Here is a 19,533-nt window from a genome sequence, read left to right as displayed (position 1 = left end):
TCGTTGCTGATGCAGATGAAAACCCGCGCTTGTCGCGGGTTTTTTTTCGTTATTCCAACGTCAACCTCAGCCCGCGCAATGTCAATCACTATTCGTTTTTTACCAAGTTTAAATCTAAGAAAGTAGACAATTGTCGAGTTTTCATCTTAAAGTCCCCCGGTTGGTACTAGACAAAACTACTGCCAGGTTATCAAATGGTTAAATAAATCTTCGCCGCATGTAAAAAATCGACCAGCTACGTAACTGGTCGGCGTACATCGCGGTGTTTACACGCACGACGACATAACTTTCGGGAGAATTATGCAATCCTCTGTTAATCAAAAAGAAAGCCGAACTTTCTTCGGTCATCCTTATCCGCTCGGCTCATTGTTCTTTACTGAGATGTGGGAGCGTTTTTCGTTTTATGGCATTCGTCCGTTACTGATCCTGTTTATGGCGGCTACCGTTTATGACGGCGGCATGGGACTGGCGCGTGAAAATGCCTCGGCGATTGTCGGTATCTTTGCCGGTACCATGTATCTTGCTGCGCTGCCAGGTGGCTGGCTGGCGGATAACTGGCTTGGTCAACAAAAAGCGGTATGGTATGGCTCCATCCTGATAGCACTTGGTCACCTGTCGATTGCACTCTCGGCCATCATGGGTGACAACCTGTTTTTTATTGGCCTGATGTTCATTGTGCTCGGTTCTGGCCTGTTCAAAACCTGTATCTCGGTGATGGTGGGTACGCTGTATAAAAAAGGCGATGCGCGCCGTGACGGCGGTTTCTCGCTGTTCTACATGGGTATCAACCTGGGTTCCTTCATCGCGCCATTGATCTCCGGTTGGCTGATTAAAACTCACGGATGGCACTGGGGTTTTGGTATCGGTGGTATCGGAATGTTGGTGGCGTTGCTCATCTTCCGTATCTTTGCCGTTCCGGCGATGAAACGCTACGATAGCGAAGTGGGCCTGGACTCGACCTGGAACAGCCCGGTTGTGAAACGTAATGGTGTGGGCGCGTGGCTGCTGGCGCTGGCAGTTGGTGTAGCAATTGTTGTTACCCTGATTGCGCAGGGAGTGATTGTGATTAACCCGGTCGCGGTTGCCAGCATGCTGGTGTACGTGATTGCCGCGTCAGTTGCGCTTTACTTTATCTATCTGTTCGTCTTTGCGGGGCTGAACCGTAAAGAACGCGCCAGGCTGCTGGTTTGCTTTATCCTGCTGGTTTCCGCTGCGTTCTTCTGGTCTGCCTTTGAGCAGAAACCTACCTCGTTCAACCTGTTCGCCAACGACTACACTAACCGTATGATCGGCGATTTTGAAATCCCGGCAGTATGGTTCCAGTCGATTAACGCTTTGTTCATCATTCTGCTGGCCCCGGTATTCAGCTGGGCGTGGCCAAAACTGGCGAGCATGAATATTCGCCCAAGCAGTATCACCAAGTTTGTCATCGGCATTCTCTGCGCAGCGGCGGGCTTTGGTGTGATGATGCTCGCGGCGCAAGACGTGCTGGCAAATGGCGGCGCGGGTGTTTCTCCATTCTGGCTGGTTGGCAGTATCCTGATGCTTACGCTCGGCGAGCTGTGTCTGAGCCCAATTGGTCTGGCGACCATGACGCTGTTGGCACCGGAAAGAATGCGTGGACAGATGATGGGTCTGTGGTTCTGCGCCAGTGCGCTGGGTAACCTGGCCGCGGGTCTGATTGGTGGTCATGTGAAGGCCGACCAGCTTGATATGCTGCCAGATCTCTTCGCGCGCTGCTCGATTGCGCTGCTTATCTGCGCCGCGGTACTGATCGTTCTCATTGTTCCGATTCGTCGCATGCTGGAGAATACACAGACTAAACCGGCAACTAGCGCCTGATAGCACCTCGATGATGCCGGGGCAGACGTTATGCCCCGGTAATTCAACTTTTGAGGTGAGAACATGCTGTTAGGATTTGTTGGGCTGGGCGCAGTCGTTGAAACGGCATACTTGCCCGCATTACGTAGCCTCTTCGGTGATTCATTACGCTGTGTGGGGTTTGATGTTCAACCCACAAAACAGCCAGCAGGTGTGACGTGTTGTACGTCGCTCGAAGAGCTGTTTACTCAGCCTCTTGATACCCTGTTCATCACGACCGCATCCTTGCATCACCTTGAGGTGCTTGAACAAGCCCTGGCCTCTCCCATCACACGTATCGTGGTTGAAAAACCTATTGTCGCCACGCTCTCCCAAATTGAAAAACTGAAAATGCTGCTGGCTCAACCAGGAGCCGCCGACCGTGTACTGGCACTCGACCACTGGATGGCGCGCATCGAAATGGTGAAACGAGGGGTGGTCAGCACTTTTGCCGAGATTGTGAAAATCGAAGGTTTTTTGCAGGAGCCAAGTGGATTTAACGTCGCAGGGGAGCCGATAGCGCTTAACTTTGCCACCGGTGAACCGGACACGCGTGAACTTCGCCACCCTGATGGCGTGATTCTGGATATCGGTACGCACGTGTTAGCAATGCTGCGGGAAACGGTACGGTATCTGGGAGGGAATAATGAGATGGTGCTGCGGTTAGTGAGTGCTAAAGACCGTCTGGGACGTGAGATCCCCCGGAGTGACCTGACCACGGCAGAAGGCGAGGCGCATCTTCAGGGGCAGATTAGCGGCATTCCACTGGATATCTGGCTCAACAAATATGCGGGGCCAGCTGGTGGGCAAAAAGGTCTGCGGCTTTATCTGCGTGACGGACGTATTATCAGCCATGACCGACGCGGTACAGAAGATGTACTGGAAGTGATTGACGGCGAGGCGGTACAAAGCTGGAGCATTACCGGTACGATTTACGCCCATTGCCTCGCTGAGCAAATTCTGGGAGCGCAAAGTTTGTTTGAACGTTGTCCGCAGGAGGTGAGCCAAACGACACTGCGCAGGCTGGAAGAAGTGGAGTGCCTGTTAACATTGCAGCAGCAGTTACGTGGGCCACATTAAGCGCATGGTGTTAAAATAAAATCAGCAATACATTTTCTGTATAAGGACACGATATGTCGATTACCTGCCCGGATTGTCATGCAGAGCTGGAGCCACAAAATGGTGTGGCGCACTGCGAGCATTGTCACAAAGATATTCAACTGGAAGCGCGTTGTCCGGAATGCCATCTGCCACTGCAAGTATTAAAAGCCTGCGGAGCGGTGGATTATTTCTGTCAGAATGGTCATGGACTGATTTCGAAGAAACGCGTGGAATATAATGCCGTAATATAAATTATATTATGAATGATTTTTGCTGATTAATATTTTTATGAATACTAATCAGCTTTAACTATTATTACAAATGTTTTATCTTGCTTTGATAATTCGGCTGATTTTTTAGGATTATATTTAGGTTGTAAAGGCATTCATTAGGGTAAATCATAAATATAATGTTCCTGTTGTACAGCAACTTTGTTAATACAGGAACATGTTATGGCCCGAAGGGTGCGCTTTGTTATCTTGCTCGTGCTATCCGTTTCTGGCGCAGTTATTGCCGGGGACAATATTGTTGCGCCTGCAGCAGCAAATGACATAAGCGAGTCTACGTTGCCCGATCTCGGCAGTGAATCGGTACAAAAAGAACAGCATAATAACGAAGATCAATCTATTAAAGAGAAAGGTGCCGACTATTTTATTAATTCTGCGACACAAGGCTTTGAAAACCTGACGCCTGACGCGTTGAAATCACAGGCGCAAAGCTATTTGCAAAATCAAATTACCTCCTCCACGCAATCGTATATAGAAGGGTTAATGTCACCGTACGGAAAAGTACGGACCAGTTTATCTGTTGGCGAAGGGGGCGATCTTGATGGTAGCTCTCTCGACTATTTTGTTCCCTTATACGACAACCAATATACATTGATTTTTAGCCAAATCTCCGCGCAGCGTAAAGAGGATCGGACCATTGGAAATATCGGTTTTGGCTTGCGTCAAAATGTGGGGGATTGGTTACTCGGCGGCAACGCTTTTTATGACTACGATTTTACCCGTGGGCACCGTCGCTTAGGTTTGGGCACTGAGGCATGGACAGATTATCTGAAGCTCTCTGGCAACTATTACCATCCACTTTCTGACTGGAAAGAGTCTGAGGATTTCGAGTTTTATGAAGAGCGCCCCGCCCGGGGATGGGATATTCGGGCTGAAAGCTGGCTGTCATTTTATCCACAGCTCGGTGGGAAATTAGTCTACGAGCAGTACTATGGCGATGAAGTGGCATTATTTGGTACCGACAATTTACAAAAAAATCCCCATGCGGTAACCGTTGGTCTCAATTACATGCCTGTGCCGATGGTCACGTTGGGTACAGATTACAAAGCCGGCACTGGAGATAATGCCGACCTTAGCATCAACGCAACCGTCACTTATCAGTTAGGTACGCCCCTGGCGGCTCAGCTTGATCCGGAAAACGTAAAAATTCAGCGCTCTTTAATGGGCAGTCGTACCGATTTTGTCGAGCGTAATAATTTTATCGTTCTTGAATACCGTGAAAAGGATCCCCTTGATGTTGCGTTATGGCTCAAAGCCGATGCGACCAATGTCCATCCTGAATGCGTAATTGAAGACACGCCTGAGTCTGCGGTGGGACTGGAGAAATGTAAGTGGACGATCAATGCGCTTGTCTCTCATCACTACAAAATCATCTCCGCCTCCTGGCAGGCAAAAAATAATGCCAATCGCACATTAGTGATGCCAGTGGTAAAAGCTGATGCCCTCACTGAAGGGAATAATAATCGCTGGAATCTGATCCTCCCTGCGTGGGTCAATGCGGATACAGAAGCACAGCGTACAGAGTTAAATACCTGGAAAGTGCGCATGACCCTGGAAGATGAAAAGGGGAATAAGCAAAACTCGGGTGCTGTGGAAATTACCGTCCAGCAGGATCGTAAAATCGAATTGATTGTCGATAACGTCGCTGACGCCGATCGTACCGATCATAGCCATGAGGCCAGCGCTTTGGCGGATGGCGTCGATGGTGTTGTGATGGACCTGGTGCTGACCGATTCATTTGGGGATACGACCGATCGTAACGGCAAAGCGCTGGTGGATGAGGCTATGGCGCCTGAACTCTATGACAGCAATGACAAAAAGGTGTCGCTTTCCTCCAGCGCTTGTACCGCCGAATTGCCCTGCGTCTTCATTGCCAGCCGTGACAAAAAGGCGGGAACCGTCACGCTCTCCAGTACGCTTCCTGGTACGTTTCGCTGGAAAGCGAAGGAAGACGCCTACGGCGACAGTAACTATGTTGACGTGACGTTTACCGGTGATGCGCTTGATGCGTTGAATGCGCTCATTTATCAAATGAACACATCTTCTCCCGTTAATTTGAGCGGCAAACAAGATAGACATCCTGTCGTCAATAATACCTATCGATTTGTACTGTGGCGTGATGCCAATAAAGACGGCGTTTTCCAGATGTCAGAACAACTGACAGAAGATGAAATGTCGCTTTATGACTATCAATGGGAATTTACCGGGCAAAGCGCGACGGGAAATACCGGAGCACAAGCCAATACCCGCAATGAAGATCTGGTGTTGCCAGCAACAAATAGAGAGGCTGCGCAAAAATTCGCTGCTCATGAGCAGGATGGTATTCAGGGCTATGGCATACGCGTGGTGTATAGCCAGAAATAGTGTCAGCGTAGTGGCGGACCAGCCAGTCGCTGAATGTTGAAGAAAAAGGAGAGTCTTGATGCAATTAGTATTAAAACGGCGGCTGACGGAGGTCGCACTGGCGTTGGCTGTGGCAGGGTATTGTGCTGTGCCTGCAGTCGCGGCTAATGGGAGTCTGAAAGCCGGTCAGTGGCAAAGCGCGACAGAAAGTACCGGTACTATTCAAGGGACTATCCCGTGGATTACACGGGCTGCAGATAAAACGGCGGAAACGGATAAAGCACATGTCACGGTGACGATTGACCGTGGTAGTCGAACCGTGGCAACTGAAGGTGACCGGCAGTTTCACGCGGGCGACAAAGTGACGGTCAACTGGGCTATCGGCGATGCGGAAGGTGACCTGGATGCGGATAACACGGCGACCAAAGCGACTGTGCAGTGGATGAGCTATAGCGATCAGAATGGCGGCGATGCACAAGAGATAGGTACAAAAGGCAGCGACACCTATGAAATTCAGGCTGCGGATGCCGATCGCTACATCGGTATTAAAATTACGCCTACCACAACTACCGGCGATCCAAATGTTGCCACAGAATTGCTGCTAAACGATCTGTCGACCAACGCTGGCGGTGGTTCTGACGATGATGACATTCCGGAAGGTCCGGTGGTCGATGAAAATGTCCACGTCGTCATCTACGAGGCGGGTACAACAACCAATCTGTTGGGCACGAGCACCAAACTTAAAACCAACACCACCTATAAAGTGCTGCTGTGGAAAGATAAAAACGCCAGTCGCTCTTACGATGCAGGTGAAGAAGTTACCAGTGATTACAACTACCGCTGGAAATTCACCGGTAACAGTCTGCAGTTGGGCACTGTGGGTGGGATTGTCAACGCTACCTACAACAATAGCGATCTGGTTATTCCGCTTACCAACGCCGAAGCGAAGGCTGCCTTCGATAATGCCGATGGCGTTACCCTCGGCAACGATGGCGTCCAGGGCTATGGCTTGTCTATCGACTATCAACGTAAATAAAACCGTGCAAGACCGCTTCCTTGGGGAGCGGTTTTTCCGCGCCCTTTGTTTAGCTTGGGGTTAAGCAAAGTGTGTTGAAACGCGAACACAAAATAAATGGGTAGTGACTGCTCAAGGATGGGGGATCTGGCAGGTGAATAAAGTTTATCGCTCTTTACTGGCGTTAGCTCTGTTAATGGGTGCAGTGCCGGTACTTTCTGCACTAAAAAGTGGGGCATGGCATGAGTTGCGCACAGCTACGGATGCGATAAACGGCACCCCGCCGACGGCGGACAGCGCGTTCGTTCCGGTTTATCAGGGCAGCGTTGTGCTCTCTCCCGGTGAAGCGCACGCTGTGGCCTTCAGCGCGATGCCCCGCGACTTCAGCGTTGACGATTCAGCCAGCGCACTGCAGTTGGCTAATCCGCTCGATACCGAGGGCGATCTGTTCGCCATACCGCCGCTGCGCTGGGAAAGCGAACAGGCGCCCGTTATCAGTTTAGTTTGGGCAGATGCCGCCACACCGGATGAACCGCTTAACCCGCAGCCGGTCGCCAATAAAACGTTCTGTGCGCAGAATATGGCCGGCGGGCATTACGTGGTCTGGCCGCAGCTGGAAGATAGCAGTGCGCTACCCGCGCTTTACCTCATTACGTCGACGGGAACACCGAACAGCAATACGGTTGCTTTAACCGAACAAAAAGTGGCGATTGACGTAGCTACCGCCGTGGGTGAACCGCTTTCCGTGAGCGCCAGCAACATGGACGAGGCGCTCCAGGCAGCAAAAGTCAAAGCGGGGGAAAGCGTCACGCTGACCATTACCACCCACGACTGCTCCGGCAACGTCGTCGGCAATACGGCGTTTGTCATCACCCGTAATGATGCGGTTAACCGCCAGGACGTGGTCAACAATACCGCGCCGGTACACGTCGGCGATACGGAACTGACCACCACGGCGACGGAGTATCACGGCGTCACGGATGCTGACGGCAAGGCAACAGTAACCGTCACCCAGGCAAACAGCCCCGGCGTGAAAACTACGCTGACAGTGATGCCGGCAAGCAATACGGCGCTGAAGGACACGGTGGATGTCATTTTCACCACTCAGACCAGCCCGGATAGCGACAAAGCTGCGATGTGGGGGCATATGGCAGAAAGCGCCACGGCAAACGTCGATGGCGTCACCTATACCTTCACGCGTCCAAAACTGGCGGCGGAAACAAGCGGCGTCAGCGGTACCTTTGTTGCCAGCAATGAAAGCTGGGCCCAGTTCACCTGGGATGGTGCGGATAATCACTGCGCTATTCTACCGGATGCCGAACAACTGGTGGCGATGAGAGCCGCCCATAACACTGCGGCGACCTACCCCGGCTGGCCGATTGATACCTACTGGTCGTCCACGAAAGATCAGCTCGATATTTATCACTACGCCACCAGTATGGGGAGCGGGGCGGTGATACGAGAAAGCAACAGTACGGCTTTACTGGTGAGTTGCGTGGATAAAGCGCTGCCTTTAGCGTATCCACAAATCACGCTTTCTCCCGATGCGCCATACAAGGCGGAAGTCGGCGAGATGATTGATGTGATAGCCAGCGTGGTTGACCGGAATACCAATAAACCGTTGCCTTATCGTTATCTTGAACTGTTTGTCGACCCCGCCTCTAACCGTAAAGGGGAGCATAAAGATGAGTGGGATAATCTGCGGGTCGTTGTCCGTAGTGATGATATGCGTGCATCGTCCCCGGAACACTATACCGGGGTAACGGACGCGAACGGTCAGGTACATTTGTCGTTAAGTCATGACAGTGGGGTGGGGGTAGAAACGCCGATCCGCATTATGATGGCGGATGATGAAGGCGCAAGCATCTCGTTCCCCTTTAATGTGATTTTTACGGTGATAACCAGCCCGGACGTTGACGGGGCGAATATGTATGGCCATATGCAACGGGGTATTGTGGAGAAGGGTAATCTCTACAAGCGTCCGCTATTGGCGTCCGAAACAAGTCATAAAACCGGTCAGCAAAATGAAAATAGCGAAGAATGGGCCACCTTCGATTCTCTGATCTCTGCCACGAATCAGTGCGGCGCAGGGCAGGTACCTGATACGGGGTCGCTTGCAACGCTCTACGGCGAGCATCCTGATAATAAGCTCCTGACCGAATACGGCTGGCCGACGGCATCGGGGACCTATATTGCCGATGATGCCATGCAGATGGCGTATTTCAATCTGGGCGATGGCAGTAAAGGTATCGGCGGAGTGGCCCATTATCTGACCTGTTCAGCCAATGAAATGGTTGCTCAACTGAGCGTCTATTTCAATGACGATGTCTCGTTACGACTGCCCGTCGCCAAAGTTGGCGAGCAAATAAAAATGAACGTCCATTCACAAAATGCGTTGAACGGAGCAACGATAGCGAATGTGAAGTTTTCAGTCACCATGGGGCTCGGCAAAAATCGCAGCGGGATGACCACCGGCTTTACTGACCCAAGCCAGGGGGAATTGCTGTTTGACAGCGTTGCCTATGGCGCGGGTACATCTTCAATGACGTATGAGGGGATGACGGATGCAAACGGTGACGCGCAAATTATTCTTGAGCAGCCACGCGGCGTGGGGTTAATCACACCGCTAAGCGTAGTACCGATTGATTCACTGCTGAACTCGCCTATCTCGCGTAGCGTGAAGTTTACCGTTCCGACAAGCCCGGATACGCCAAAAGCCCATATGTGGGGGCATATGGCGGACGCCGTAACAGTGGATAATCTCACGTTTGAACGCCCGAAACTGGCGGCAGAGTCAGGGGCAACCCGAACCCAGGATGAAGCGAATGAAACCTGGGCTCGCCTCACACATGCCGATGCGCTGGGAAATACCGCAGCCGGGGGATGTGCACTTAATCGTCTGCCGCGTATCGACCAGCTTACCACTTTGTACAATGCCAACAATGACGGAGAGATACATACGGTTGCCGGATGGCCTGTGGGGCTTGACTACTGGTCCGTCACGTACGCCAGCCAGTCCAGCTGGCAGCAGATATCGTTGTCGGGTGGTGAGGTGACGGCGGGGGGCGATGTTTCGGATTACGTCAGTTGCCTGACCAGCGATAACCCAGCGGCGGCGTCCATCACCATTGAACCGGTGGATGCATCGCAGTGGTATGACAACAACGTTAATAGCGTACATGCGGTAAGAGTGAAGAAAGGCGAGACGCTACAACTGAAGGTCACGGTGAAAGACGCCAATGGAAACCCTGTGCCGCAAGCGCCTTTTGTCATGAGCCGTGGTGATGGTTTTACCCGACAGAATGTTAAACATGCCGCTGGCAGCGGTGATGGTATTGTGTCGCCGGTGGTCATTGACGGCGAATCTGTTAACGATACGGCGACGAAAATCGGCGGCCTGACGGGCGTGGACGGCAGCAAAATCGTCAATGTGACCCGCCCGGATACGCACGGCACTAAAGTGGCGATAACGGCGGCGCTGTACGGCAATGCCAGCGTGAGTGCCAGCCTCGACACCATCTTTACGGTGGTCACCAGCCCCGACTCGGACAAGGCGACGCTGTGGGGGCATATGACGGACACGCTGACGGCGGCAGACGGTACGAGCTACCACCGGCCGCTGCTGTACGCGGAGTTGAGTAATACTCTCAATGTGATGAGCTATACGGAAGATAACGAGGCGTGGTCCCGTTTTTACGGCCCTGATGGCCGCAAGAACAATGCGGAGATGTGCGCGTCCGGGTATTACCCTGCCATCGACGCTCTGGACGCGCTTTATCGCCAATACCCGGACAGAAGCATCAAGACGGCACAGGGCTGGCCGATAGACTACTCCTACTGGAGTGGTAGCTATGTGAGTAAGTTTTCTTCTGAAGCGCCCATCGATTTTTATGTCGTCGATCTGGATGATGGCAGTCATCATTCGGTGTCGGCGACGGATACCAGCGCCATGCAGTACCAGATTTGTACGAGTACGGGGGCTGCACAGGCCACGACGATCGCGCTGACCTCGACGGTGGCAATAGACGAAACCGCGCAAGCGGTGAAAGTGAAGACGGGTGAAAGAGTGCCGTTAACGATCACCACCACGGATGCTGTCGGTAACCCGGTAGGGAACGCTGCGTTTACCCTGACGCGTGACCGAGGTTCGATACGCGGCAGCAGTGCGCTTACTTCCTGGACCATACCAACCATGGAGCTGGTGCTGACCGGACAGGCGCCGCAGACCTGGCTTTATAACGGCACCTATTATGGGGTCACTGGTCCGGACGGCACGCTGTCTCTTGATGTAGGTGAAGATACTGGGCCGGGGTTGAAAACGGTGTTGAACGCCAGCTTGTATAAAACCCCAGCGGCAACCTCGTCGCTGTCGACAGTGTTTACCGTGCTCACCAGCCCTGACAGCAGTAAAGCCCAGATGTGGGGGCATATGCCGGAGACCTTCACCGCCAGCAACGGCGCGGAATTTATGCGCCCAAGGCTGAGGTATGAGCTGAATTCAACCACGGATACGGAGGGGGTCATACAAAACAATGAAATGTGGTATACGGTGAAAAATGTAAATAGCGGGCGCGGGGCCTGCACTATGAGCCAAATGCCGACGGCGGCCGATTTAACGTCGCTGTATAACGATCACCCGGATAGTGCATTAACCGCTGATTACGGTCTTCCGATGATCGCCTCGTATGGATGGTGGGCAGGTGATAAGACGCTAAGCGGGCAAACGTCATTATATCAATACATTAATTTTCGTAATGGTGTCATGAACACAACGGCATCTTCGTCCCCGACCAACGTAACGCAGCTGTGTCTGACGGCACAACGTGAGTATGCTATTACGCTTGACTCTTCCATGCCATGGAATGAGACGTACGCAAGCTTCATGGGTAAGAAAGGCGAAACGTTACAGCTAACGGTTAGCGTAAAAAATGCTGCCGGCATCCCACAGGCCAATACCGTGGTGGTGCTGGGGCGTTCTTCATCGACCACGCGAGCCAGTACGGTGATATCAAACAACCAGGCTTACATGACCTTGACGCCCGTTACGCCTGAGGGGAGTGCGACGAGTTTCAATTCCGGTTCGTCGAAATGGTATGGAATGACGGATGCTGATGGTAAAGCGCAATTGGCGTTAGCGCAGGACAATTCGAGCGGCCTGAAAACGACTGTAACCGCCACGGTGGAGGGAGACAGTTTAGCCACGGTGAGTAAAAACGTAATCTTTTCCGTTCTCACCAGCCCGGACAGCGATAAGGCCGCCATGTGGGGCCATATGCCGGAAACGGTGACTAACAGCGCTAGCGTTACATTCCATCGCCCTTATCTTGCTGCGGAGACGTCGGGTTACGCTTCCAGCGTCAACAGCGGCAATGAACGCTGGCCGTTGAGGTTGCAATCCACCACGCTGACGGCCGGGAAGTCCGACTGTGATGAGGCGTATCAGCCTTTATTAAGCGATCTACAAACATTGTATGCAGATAATCCCAGCGGCGCATTGTTTGAACGTTATGGTTGGCCGGTGAATGAAAAATGGTTCTGGTTTGCGGTAGATCGCGCGGCGAATACCGGGAACTATCAGTCTATGCGGCTGGATGTGGGGAACGTATCGTCATCAAGTAGTTCAGGGAGTGTAACAGGGGCGCAGGTTTGCCTGGTCGACCCGCATTCACCGGTACCGGCGACGATTGAACTGACTTCCAGTATTGCCCTCGATACGGTAAGCGATGCGGTGAAAGTCAAAAAAGGAGAAGAGATCCCGCTCACCGTCACCATGAAAGACAGCAGCGGCAATCCGTCTGCGAATGCGGCATTTACGATTTCGCGTAGTCAAGGTCTGTCTCGCCGGGGGGAAGCGAAAACTACCGGGAACGGCGGCGTGACGGACGATCTTTTTCTGCAGGAACTGACGCCAGTGGCGACAACGGTGCTACTGGATGATCATATTGATGTCTATCACGGCGTGACGGGGGCGGGCGGTAAGGCGACGTTTAGCCTGCGTCAGGACACTGCGATGGGGCTGAAAACGGCGATTTCGGCGAAGATGGACGATTATCCTAATTTGACCTCTTCGCTTAACGTGATCTTTACCGTAATTTCCAGCCCCGATAGTGACAAGGCTCAATACTGGGGGCATATGCCGGAAACGGTGACCAGCAGCGATGGCGTAGTCTTTAAGCGACCACTATTGATGAATGAAGCGCCGTCGCATGATAACACCTTTGGTTCTTACAGCATTGGCAATGAAACTTGGTCATTGTTTAACCATGGTGGCGCAGGGTTGGCAAGTAAATCTGGCTGTTCCGATGATCATCAGCCGACGCTGAAAGAAATGCAAAGACTTTACAGTGATTACCCGGGCGGTCAATTAGGTGAACGTTTTGGCTGGCCGATCGATCGCTCAAATATTGCCTGGTGGGTATTCGACAGAGTGGGCCAGAACTACCAGACCATCGATCTTACCAGCGGCTATGTGAATGCAACGAAAACGGCAAACGATAATCAGGCACTGGTTTGCCTGGCGAACCCGCACGCTTCCGCTGCGATGATGACGGTATCTCCCCCGCGATAGATGCGAATAGGCAAGCGGCAGCGGGCTACTTAGCTTTTGGCTGGCGCTTTTTCCCGGCAGCCGTTACCGTTTTTATCTCGCTTTCCACCCAGCCGTCGTTCAGTCGGGTGGTGAGCAGGTCGCCGGGTCTGGCCTGTTTGGTTTTCTTTAGCACTGCGCCATCGATTGTTGTCGTGACGCTATAGCCGCGCGCTAATGTTGCCAGCGGGCTGACGGCTTCCAGATGGGTGACCGCGTTGCCGAAACGCTCGCGCTGCTCGCTTAGCCGCGCGCGGATATTTTCCGCCAGTCGATATTCCAGTTGCTGCACCCGTGACTGCGCGCGATGAATGCGCGGCTGTGGGTTCTGCTGGTTCAGCCGCTGCAGCATGCGCTGCTGACGCTGATTGGCCTGTTTAATTTTATTCTCAAGTGCGAAGTTCATTCTCTGACGCAGTCGTTCCAGCACGGTCTGCTGGCGGGCCAGACGCAGCTGCGGATGCTGCTGTTGCAAGCGGTGATTAAGCTGGGTAAATCGGCGAGTTCGGTTGGCGAGATAGTAATCCATCGCCATTTCCAGACGTTGCTGACCATGCTGAATTTGACGCAGCAGTTCAAGCTGATTGCGGCTGACAATTTCTGCGGCCGCCGACGGCGTTGGCGCGCGCAGGTCGCCGACAAAATCGGTAATGGTCACATCGGTTTCATGGCCGACGGCACTCACCACCGGAATACGGCTGGCAAATATCGCCCGTGCTACGCGCTCGTCGTTAAAGCTCCACAAATCTTCCAGCGAGCCGCCGCCGCGCCCGACGATTAATACGTCACACTCGCCACGGGCGTTTGCCAGCTCAATTGCGCGAACGATCTGCCCCGGTGCATCGTCGCCCTGGACAGCGGTTGGATAGATAATAACGGGCAGGGAAGGGTCGCGGCGTTTCAATACATGGAGAATATCGTGTAGCGCTGCCCCGGTTTTCGAGGTGATCACCCCGACGCAGTGGGCCGGTGAGGGCAGCGGTTTTTTGTGCTGCTGGTCGAACAGCCCTTCAGCCTGCAGTTTGGCCTTCAGTTGCTCATACTTCTGTTGCAACAGACCTTCACCCGCAGGCTGCATACTCTCAACAATTATCTGGTAGTCCCCACGCGGCTCATACAATGTAATGTTGGCGCGCACCAGCACCTGTTGCCCGTGCTGCGGGCGGAACGTTACCCGGCGGTTGCTGTTGCGAAACATCGCGCAGCGAACCTGAGCGGTGTCATCTTTGAGCGTGAAGTACCAATGACCCGAGGACGGCTGAGTGAAATTGGAGATTTCACCGCTGATCCACACTTGCCCCATTTCCTGCTCAAGCAGCAAACGAACCGTCTGATTCAGGCGGCTTACGGTAAAAATTGAGGTGGTCTGAGAGGATAACATGTGAGCGGGATCAAATTCTAAATCAGCAGGTTATTCAGTCGAAAGTAACATGCTCACAGAGGAGCGCAAGGTTTTTTTGCAAAAAAGTGTGGATGCAATCGGTTACGCTCTGTATAATGCCGCGGCAATATTTAATAACCTCCCAGGTGAGATATTGCCCATGCTACGTATCGCAAAAGAAGCCCTGACGTTTGACGACGTCCTCCTCGTTCCCGCTCATTCTACCGTTCTGCCGAATACTGCTGACCTCAGCACCCAGTTGACGAAAACCATTCGCCTGAACATTCCTATGCTCTCCGCAGCAATGGACACCGTGACGGAAGCGCGCCTGGCAATTGCCCTAGCCCAGGAAGGCGGCATCGGTTTTATCCACAAAAACATGTCCATCGAGCGCCAGGCTGAAGAAGTTCGCCGCGTGAAAAAACACGAATCTGGCGTGGTAACTGACCCACAGACCGTACTGCCAACCACTACTCTGCGCGAAGTGAAAGAACTGACCGAGCGTAACGGCTTTGCAGGCTACCCGGTGGTGACTGAAGATAACGAACTGGTCGGTATCATCACCGGCCGTGACGTGCGTTTTGTGACTGACCTGAACCAGCCGGTTAGCGTATATATGACGCCAAAAGAGCGTCTGGTGACCGTTCGTGAAGGCGAAGCGCGCGATGTCGTTTTTGCCAAAATGCACGAAAAACGCGTTGAGAAAGCGCTGGTTGTTGATGACAGCTTCCATCTGCTCGGTATGATCACCGTTAAAGATTTCCAGAAAGCTGAACGTAAACCTAACGCCTGTAAAGACGAGCATGGTCGTCTGCGCGTTGGTGCAGCTGTAGGCGCAGGTGCTGGTAACGAAGAGCGTGTTGACGCGCTGGTTGCCGCGGGCGTTGACGTACTGCTGATTGACTCCTCTCACGGCCACTCTGAAGGCGTACTGCAGCGTATTCGTGAAACTCGCGCTAAATATCCTGATCTGCAGATTATCGGCGGTAACGTTGCTACGGGCGCAGGTGCTCGCGCTTTGGCTGAAGCTGGCTGCAGCGCTGTTAAAGTGGGTATCGGCCCTGGCTCCATCTGTACTACCCGTATCGTGACCGGCGTCGGTGTTCCGCAGATCACCGCCGTTTCTGATGCCGTTGAAGCGTTGGAAGGCACCGGTATTCCAGTTATCGCCGATGGCGGTATTCGTTTCTCCGGCGACATCGCTAAAGCGATTGCCGCTGGTGCTGCCGCAGTGATGGTTGGTTCCATGCTGGCGGGTACTGAAGAATCCCCGGGCGAAATCGAACTGTACCAGGGCCGTTCTTACAAATCTTACCGCGGTATGGGTTCTCTGGGCGCGATGTCCAAAGGGTCTTCTGACCGTTACTTCCAGAGCGATAACGCCGCTGACAAACTGGTCCCGGAAGGTATCGAAGGCCGCGTAGCCTATAAAGGCCGCCTGAAAGAGATCATTCACCAGCAGATGGGCGGCCTGCGCTCCTGTATGGGGCTGACCGGCTGTGGTACTATCGACGCGCTGCGAACGAAAGCAGAGTTTGTACGCATCAGCGGTGCGGGTATTCAGGAAAGTCACGTTCACGATGTGACCATCACCAAAGAGTCCCCTAACTACCGCATGGGCTCCTGATAAGTTTCCGCGCCCGGCTATATGCCGGGCGAATTTGTTTCACTTGCCTCGGAATTAGCGTCAATGACAGACAATATTCATAAACATCGCATTCTCATCCTCGATTTCGGCTCGCAGTACACTCAGTTGGTTGCACGTCGCGTACGTGAACTGGGCGTCTACTGTGAACTGTGGGCATGGGATGTTACGGAAGCACAAATTCGCGAATTCAACCCAAGCGGCATTATCCTTTCCGGTGGCCCGGAAAGTACCACCGAAGAAAACAGCCCGCGTGCGCCGGAATACGTTTTCAATGCGGGCGTGCCGGTGTTCGGCGTGTGCTACGGCATGCAGACCATGGCAATGCAGCTCGGTGGTCATGTTGAAGGTTCTAACGAACGTGAATTCGGCTATGCGCAGGTTGAAGTGCAGACCGACAGCGCGCTTGTCCGCGGTATTGAAGACTCCCTGACCGCAGACGGCAAACCGTTGCTGGATGTGTGGATGAGCCACGGCGACAAAGTGACTGCCATTCCGGAAGGTTTCGTGACTGTTGCCAGCACCGACAGCTGCCCGTTTGCTATCATGGCGCACGAAGAAAAACGCTTCTACGGCGTGCAGTTCCACCCGGAAGTTACCCACACCCGTCAGGGCATGCGCATGCTGGAGCGTTTTGTGCGCGATATCTGCCAGTGTGAAGCGCTGTGGACGCCGGCAAAAATTATCGATGACGCCGTTGCCCGCATTCGTGAGCAGGTTGGCAATGACAAAGTTATCCTCGGTCTGTCCGGTGGCGTTGACTCCTCTGTGACTGCGATGCTGCTGCACCGTGCAATCGGAAAAAACCTGACCTGCGTGTTCGTCGACAACGGTCTGCTGCGCCTGAACGAAGCCCAGCAGGTAATGGATATGTTTGGTGACCATTTCGGCCTGAACATCGTTCACGTTGAAGGCGAACAGCGTTTCCTCGACGCGCTGAAAGGCGAGAACGATCCTGAAGCGAAACGTAAGATCATCGGCCGCGTATTCGTTGAAGTGTTCGACGAAGAAGCGCTGAAGCTGGAAGACGTTAAGTGGCTGGCACAGGGAACTATCTATCCGGACGTGATCGAATCCGCGGCATCTGCCACCGGTAAAGCGCACGTTATCAAATCTCACCACAACGTGGGCGGTTTGCCGAAAGAGATGAAGATGGGTCTGGTTGAGCCGCTGCGTGAGCTGTTCAAAGACGAAGTGCGTAAGATTGGTCTGGAGCTGGGCCTGCCGTACGACATGCTGTACCGTCACCCGTTCCCGGGACCGGGGCTGGGTGTACGTGTGCTTGGCGAAGTGAAGAAAGAGTACTGCGACCTGCTGCGTCGCGCGGATGCTATCTTCATTGAAGAACTGCACAAAGCTGACCTGTACAACAAAGTCAGCCAGGCGTTCACCGTGTTCCTGCCGGTACGTTCCGTTGGCGTCATGGGCGATGGCCGTAAGTACGACTGGGTTGTTTCCCTACGTGCAGTAGAAACCATCGACTTTATGACCGCGCACTGGGCGCACCTGCCGTATGATTTCTTAGGCCGTGTCTCTAACCGCATCATTAACGAAGTGAACGGCATTTCCCGCGTCGTTTATGATATCAGCGGTAAGCCACCGGCTACCATTGAGTGGGAATAATAGCCCTTTCTGTTAGCGGTTTCTGAATCGGTAATATGTAAAAAAACCCTCTTTTTATAGAGGGTTTTTTATTGCGCTCATACCGAAGCGCTGTGAATTAATCAACCAACTGTAGCTGGGGTTGAGATTGGGGGGCTACGTTCTCAACGCGAATATCCATCTGCGGATACGGCAGGGAGATATGGTTGGCGTCCAGGGCTTCTTTAATGTTTTCCAGCAGATCGTAATAGGTATTCCAGTATTCGATGTTGGGCACCCATACGCGGACGTAAAAATTCAATGCTGAAGCGCCCAGTTCGCCCAGACGAACGGTTACCCCACGTTGCTTATCGATGCGGGTATCTTGCTCGATAATATGGTTAATCACGCGCTTAACGTCGGCTATCCGGCTCTGATAGCCGACGCCAATCACCAGATCGATTCGGCGGAAAGGGTGGCGGGAATAGTTAATGATATTGTCAGCGATGATCTTACCGTTTGGAATGACCACTTCTTTGCTGTCGGCGGTGAGCAAGGTAGTGGAGAAAATATGCACCTTTTCCACCGTTCCGGTAACTGCCCCAATTTGTACCACTTCTCCGGCGCGGAATGGACGCAGGGAGACCAATAATACGCCAGCGGCAAAGTTGGAAAGCGATCCTTGTAGCGCGAGTCCAATGGCCAACCCGGCGGCACCAATGACGGCAATAATGGAGGATGTTTCGATACCGACGCGACCCAATGCGGCAACAACGGCAAAGGCTAGGGTAATGTAACGTACCAGCGCGGTGAAGAACTGGATAATGGTTCGGTCAACTTTACGTTTTAACAGTAATTTTTCCAGACCACTGGAGATCAGGCGAGAGACAAATTTACCGACAAACAGTAAAATTACGGCGGCAACGATATTCCAGCCGAATTGAATAACCGCATCGCTGTGTCCAGCGATCCATTCAAGACCGCTGCTTATTTTCGGAAATAATGAAAAACCACTCATGGTATTACCCTGTAGAATTTAAAATGGTAATGATTCAAATAAGCATTTAATTTCATACACAATATTAATGCTTTCACCTGTGATATTTTCTGGTGATATTAATTGACGTCTATTTGAACACAGTGTGTCTTTTTATACCCAGTAAATCGGAACGTAAAAATGAACGCGAATGGTGCGGTGAAGTGGGATTAAAAGATTGTGAATTTGTGCGAAAAACACGGTCTATTATCCGATAACTCCGTGCGTGTGGTGGGTAAGGCAGCGTATTGTTTCATCACTCAAATCCCTTACCGGATGGTTAAATGTCAGGCGATTAGCCATCCGGTAAGGAATCTTAATGCTGAGATATTACAGGCGCGAGCGATCAGCGCACGTCGGTTTGAGCAGGAGATGCCTGTTGCGGCTGGGTGATCTGCTGAGAGTCTTTTTTGTTCTGGTGGTGGTGCCACGCACCTATAGCGGAGTAGACGAAGCGTCCGAAGAAGAAGAGAAAGCTGATAAGCAGTACGATCCGGATCATGCGACTATTAAATCGGTGTCGTTTGCGTAGGCTGGTAACCTGGCTCACAAAAGGTTCCTTGTAGTGTACCCAACTGAGGGCGATACTCACATTAAGGCATACTGTGAGGTAATGGTCAATTTTTCGTTATGTAAAATTGCTTCAGTTGTTTTATCCTCATATGTTATGAAAATTAATATTATTATTTGCATTAATA

11 protein-coding genes are annotated in these 19,533 nt (G+C 52.5%); 8 read left to right on the top strand and 3 right to left on the bottom strand.

Going from position 1 to position 19,533, the window contains the following annotated elements:
• Positions 1-300: 300 nt before the first annotated feature.
• From OGV74_RS15945 to OGV74_RS15920, 6 genes are all read left to right on the top strand, one after another.
• Positions 301-1,842 (top strand): peptide MFS transporter, encoded by a 1,542-nt coding sequence (locus OGV74_RS15945; protein WP_003037736.1) that lies wholly within the window; start codon positions 301-303, stop codon positions 1,840-1,842.
• 63 nt (positions 1,843-1,905) lie between these two features.
• Complete coding sequence (locus OGV74_RS15940; protein ID WP_086504413.1) at positions 1,906-2,940, top strand: Gfo/Idh/MocA family oxidoreductase; 1,035 nt, start codon at positions 1,906-1,908, stop codon at positions 2,938-2,940.
• Between the two features lie 53 nt (positions 2,941-2,993).
• Positions 2,994-3,212 (top strand): zinc ribbon domain-containing protein, encoded by a 219-nt coding sequence (locus OGV74_RS15935; RefSeq protein ID WP_003037742.1) that lies wholly within the window; start codon positions 2,994-2,996, stop codon positions 3,210-3,212.
• A 201-nt stretch (positions 3,213-3,413) separates the two neighbouring features.
• Positions 3,414-5,612 carry an intimin-like inverse autotransporter SinH gene (sinH, locus tag OGV74_RS15930; protein WP_003037745.1) on the top strand — a complete coding sequence of 733 codons (2,199 nt, stop codon included), beginning with the start codon at positions 3,414-3,416 and terminating at the stop codon, positions 5,610-5,612.
• 58 nt (positions 5,613-5,670) lie between these two features.
• On the top strand, positions 5,671-6,627 hold the full coding sequence (locus tag OGV74_RS15925) for a SinI family autotransporter-associated protein (RefSeq protein WP_086504412.1): 957 nt from the start codon (positions 5,671-5,673) through the stop codon (positions 6,625-6,627).
• Between the two features lie 133 nt (positions 6,628-6,760).
• Positions 6,761-13,174 carry an adhesion domain-containing protein gene (locus OGV74_RS15920; protein ID WP_286521085.1) on the top strand — a complete coding sequence of 2,138 codons (6,414 nt, stop codon included), beginning with the start codon at positions 6,761-6,763 and terminating at the stop codon, positions 13,172-13,174.
• A gap of 25 nt (positions 13,175-13,199) precedes the next feature.
• Here the strand turns inward: OGV74_RS15920 and xseA are convergent, their stop codons facing one another.
• Positions 13,200-14,573 carry an exodeoxyribonuclease VII large subunit gene (gene xseA, locus OGV74_RS15915; protein WP_086504410.1) on the bottom strand — a complete coding sequence of 458 codons (1,374 nt, stop codon included), beginning with the start codon at positions 14,571-14,573 and terminating at the stop codon, positions 13,200-13,202.
• A gap of 160 nt (positions 14,574-14,733) precedes the next feature.
• On the opposite strand from xseA, the gene guaB reads away from it, so the two are divergent.
• Together guaB and guaA are read left to right on the top strand one after the other, a co-directional pair.
• Positions 14,734-16,200, top strand: coding sequence for an IMP dehydrogenase (guaB, locus tag OGV74_RS15910; RefSeq protein WP_003037756.1), 1,467 nt, complete (start codon positions 14,734-14,736; stop codon positions 16,198-16,200).
• Between the two features lie 63 nt (positions 16,201-16,263).
• Positions 16,264-17,841 (top strand): glutamine-hydrolyzing GMP synthase, encoded by a 1,578-nt coding sequence (guaA, locus tag OGV74_RS15905; RefSeq protein WP_003037760.1) that lies wholly within the window; start codon positions 16,264-16,266, stop codon positions 17,839-17,841.
• Positions 17,842-17,938: 97 nt separating this feature from the next.
• On the opposite strand, the gene mscS is transcribed toward guaA, so the two are convergent.
• Positions 17,939-18,817 carry a small-conductance mechanosensitive channel MscS gene (gene mscS, locus OGV74_RS15900; protein ID WP_032937867.1) on the bottom strand — a complete coding sequence of 293 codons (879 nt, stop codon included), beginning with the start codon at positions 18,815-18,817 and terminating at the stop codon, positions 17,939-17,941.
• A 364-nt stretch (positions 18,818-19,181) separates the two neighbouring features.
• Positions 19,182-19,385 (bottom strand): YfgG family protein, encoded by a 204-nt coding sequence (locus tag OGV74_RS15895; protein ID WP_071524479.1) that lies wholly within the window; start codon positions 19,383-19,385, stop codon positions 19,182-19,184.
• Positions 19,386-19,533 lie beyond the last annotated feature (148 nt).

This window comes from Citrobacter sp. Cf116 (assembly GCF_030336505.1).
GTDB lineage: Bacteria > Pseudomonadota > Gammaproteobacteria > Enterobacterales > Enterobacteriaceae > Citrobacter > Citrobacter freundii.
The sequence above is the reverse complement of the archived record's forward strand: the minus strand, read 5'-3'. Positions and strand labels throughout refer to the sequence as shown.

Excerpts from the sequence above, each read along its gene's own strand:
- OGV74_RS15945 (WP_003037736.1), top strand. The coding sequence starts at position 301 with ATGCAATCCTCTGTTAATCAAAAAGAAAGCCGAACTTTCTTCGGTCAT.
- OGV74_RS15940 (WP_086504413.1), top strand. The coding sequence starts at position 1,906 with ATGCTGTTAGGATTTGTTGGGCTGGGCGCAGTCGTTGAAACGGCATAC.
- OGV74_RS15935 (WP_003037742.1), top strand. The coding sequence starts at position 2,994 with ATGTCGATTACCTGCCCGGATTGTCATGCAGAGCTGGAGCCACAAAAT.
- sinH (WP_003037745.1), top strand. The coding sequence starts at position 3,414 with ATGGCCCGAAGGGTGCGCTTTGTTATCTTGCTCGTGCTATCCGTTTCT.
- OGV74_RS15925 (WP_086504412.1), top strand. The coding sequence starts at position 5,671 with ATGCAATTAGTATTAAAACGGCGGCTGACGGAGGTCGCACTGGCGTTG.
- xseA (WP_086504410.1), bottom strand. The coding sequence starts at position 14,573 with ATGTTATCCTCTCAGACCACCTCAATTTTTACCGTAAGCCGCCTGAAT.
- guaB (WP_003037756.1), top strand. The coding sequence starts at position 14,734 with ATGCTACGTATCGCAAAAGAAGCCCTGACGTTTGACGACGTCCTCCTC.
- guaA (WP_003037760.1), top strand. The coding sequence starts at position 16,264 with ATGACAGACAATATTCATAAACATCGCATTCTCATCCTCGATTTCGGC.
- mscS (WP_032937867.1), bottom strand. The coding sequence starts at position 18,817 with ATGAGTGGTTTTTCATTATTTCCGAAAATAAGCAGCGGTCTTGAATGG.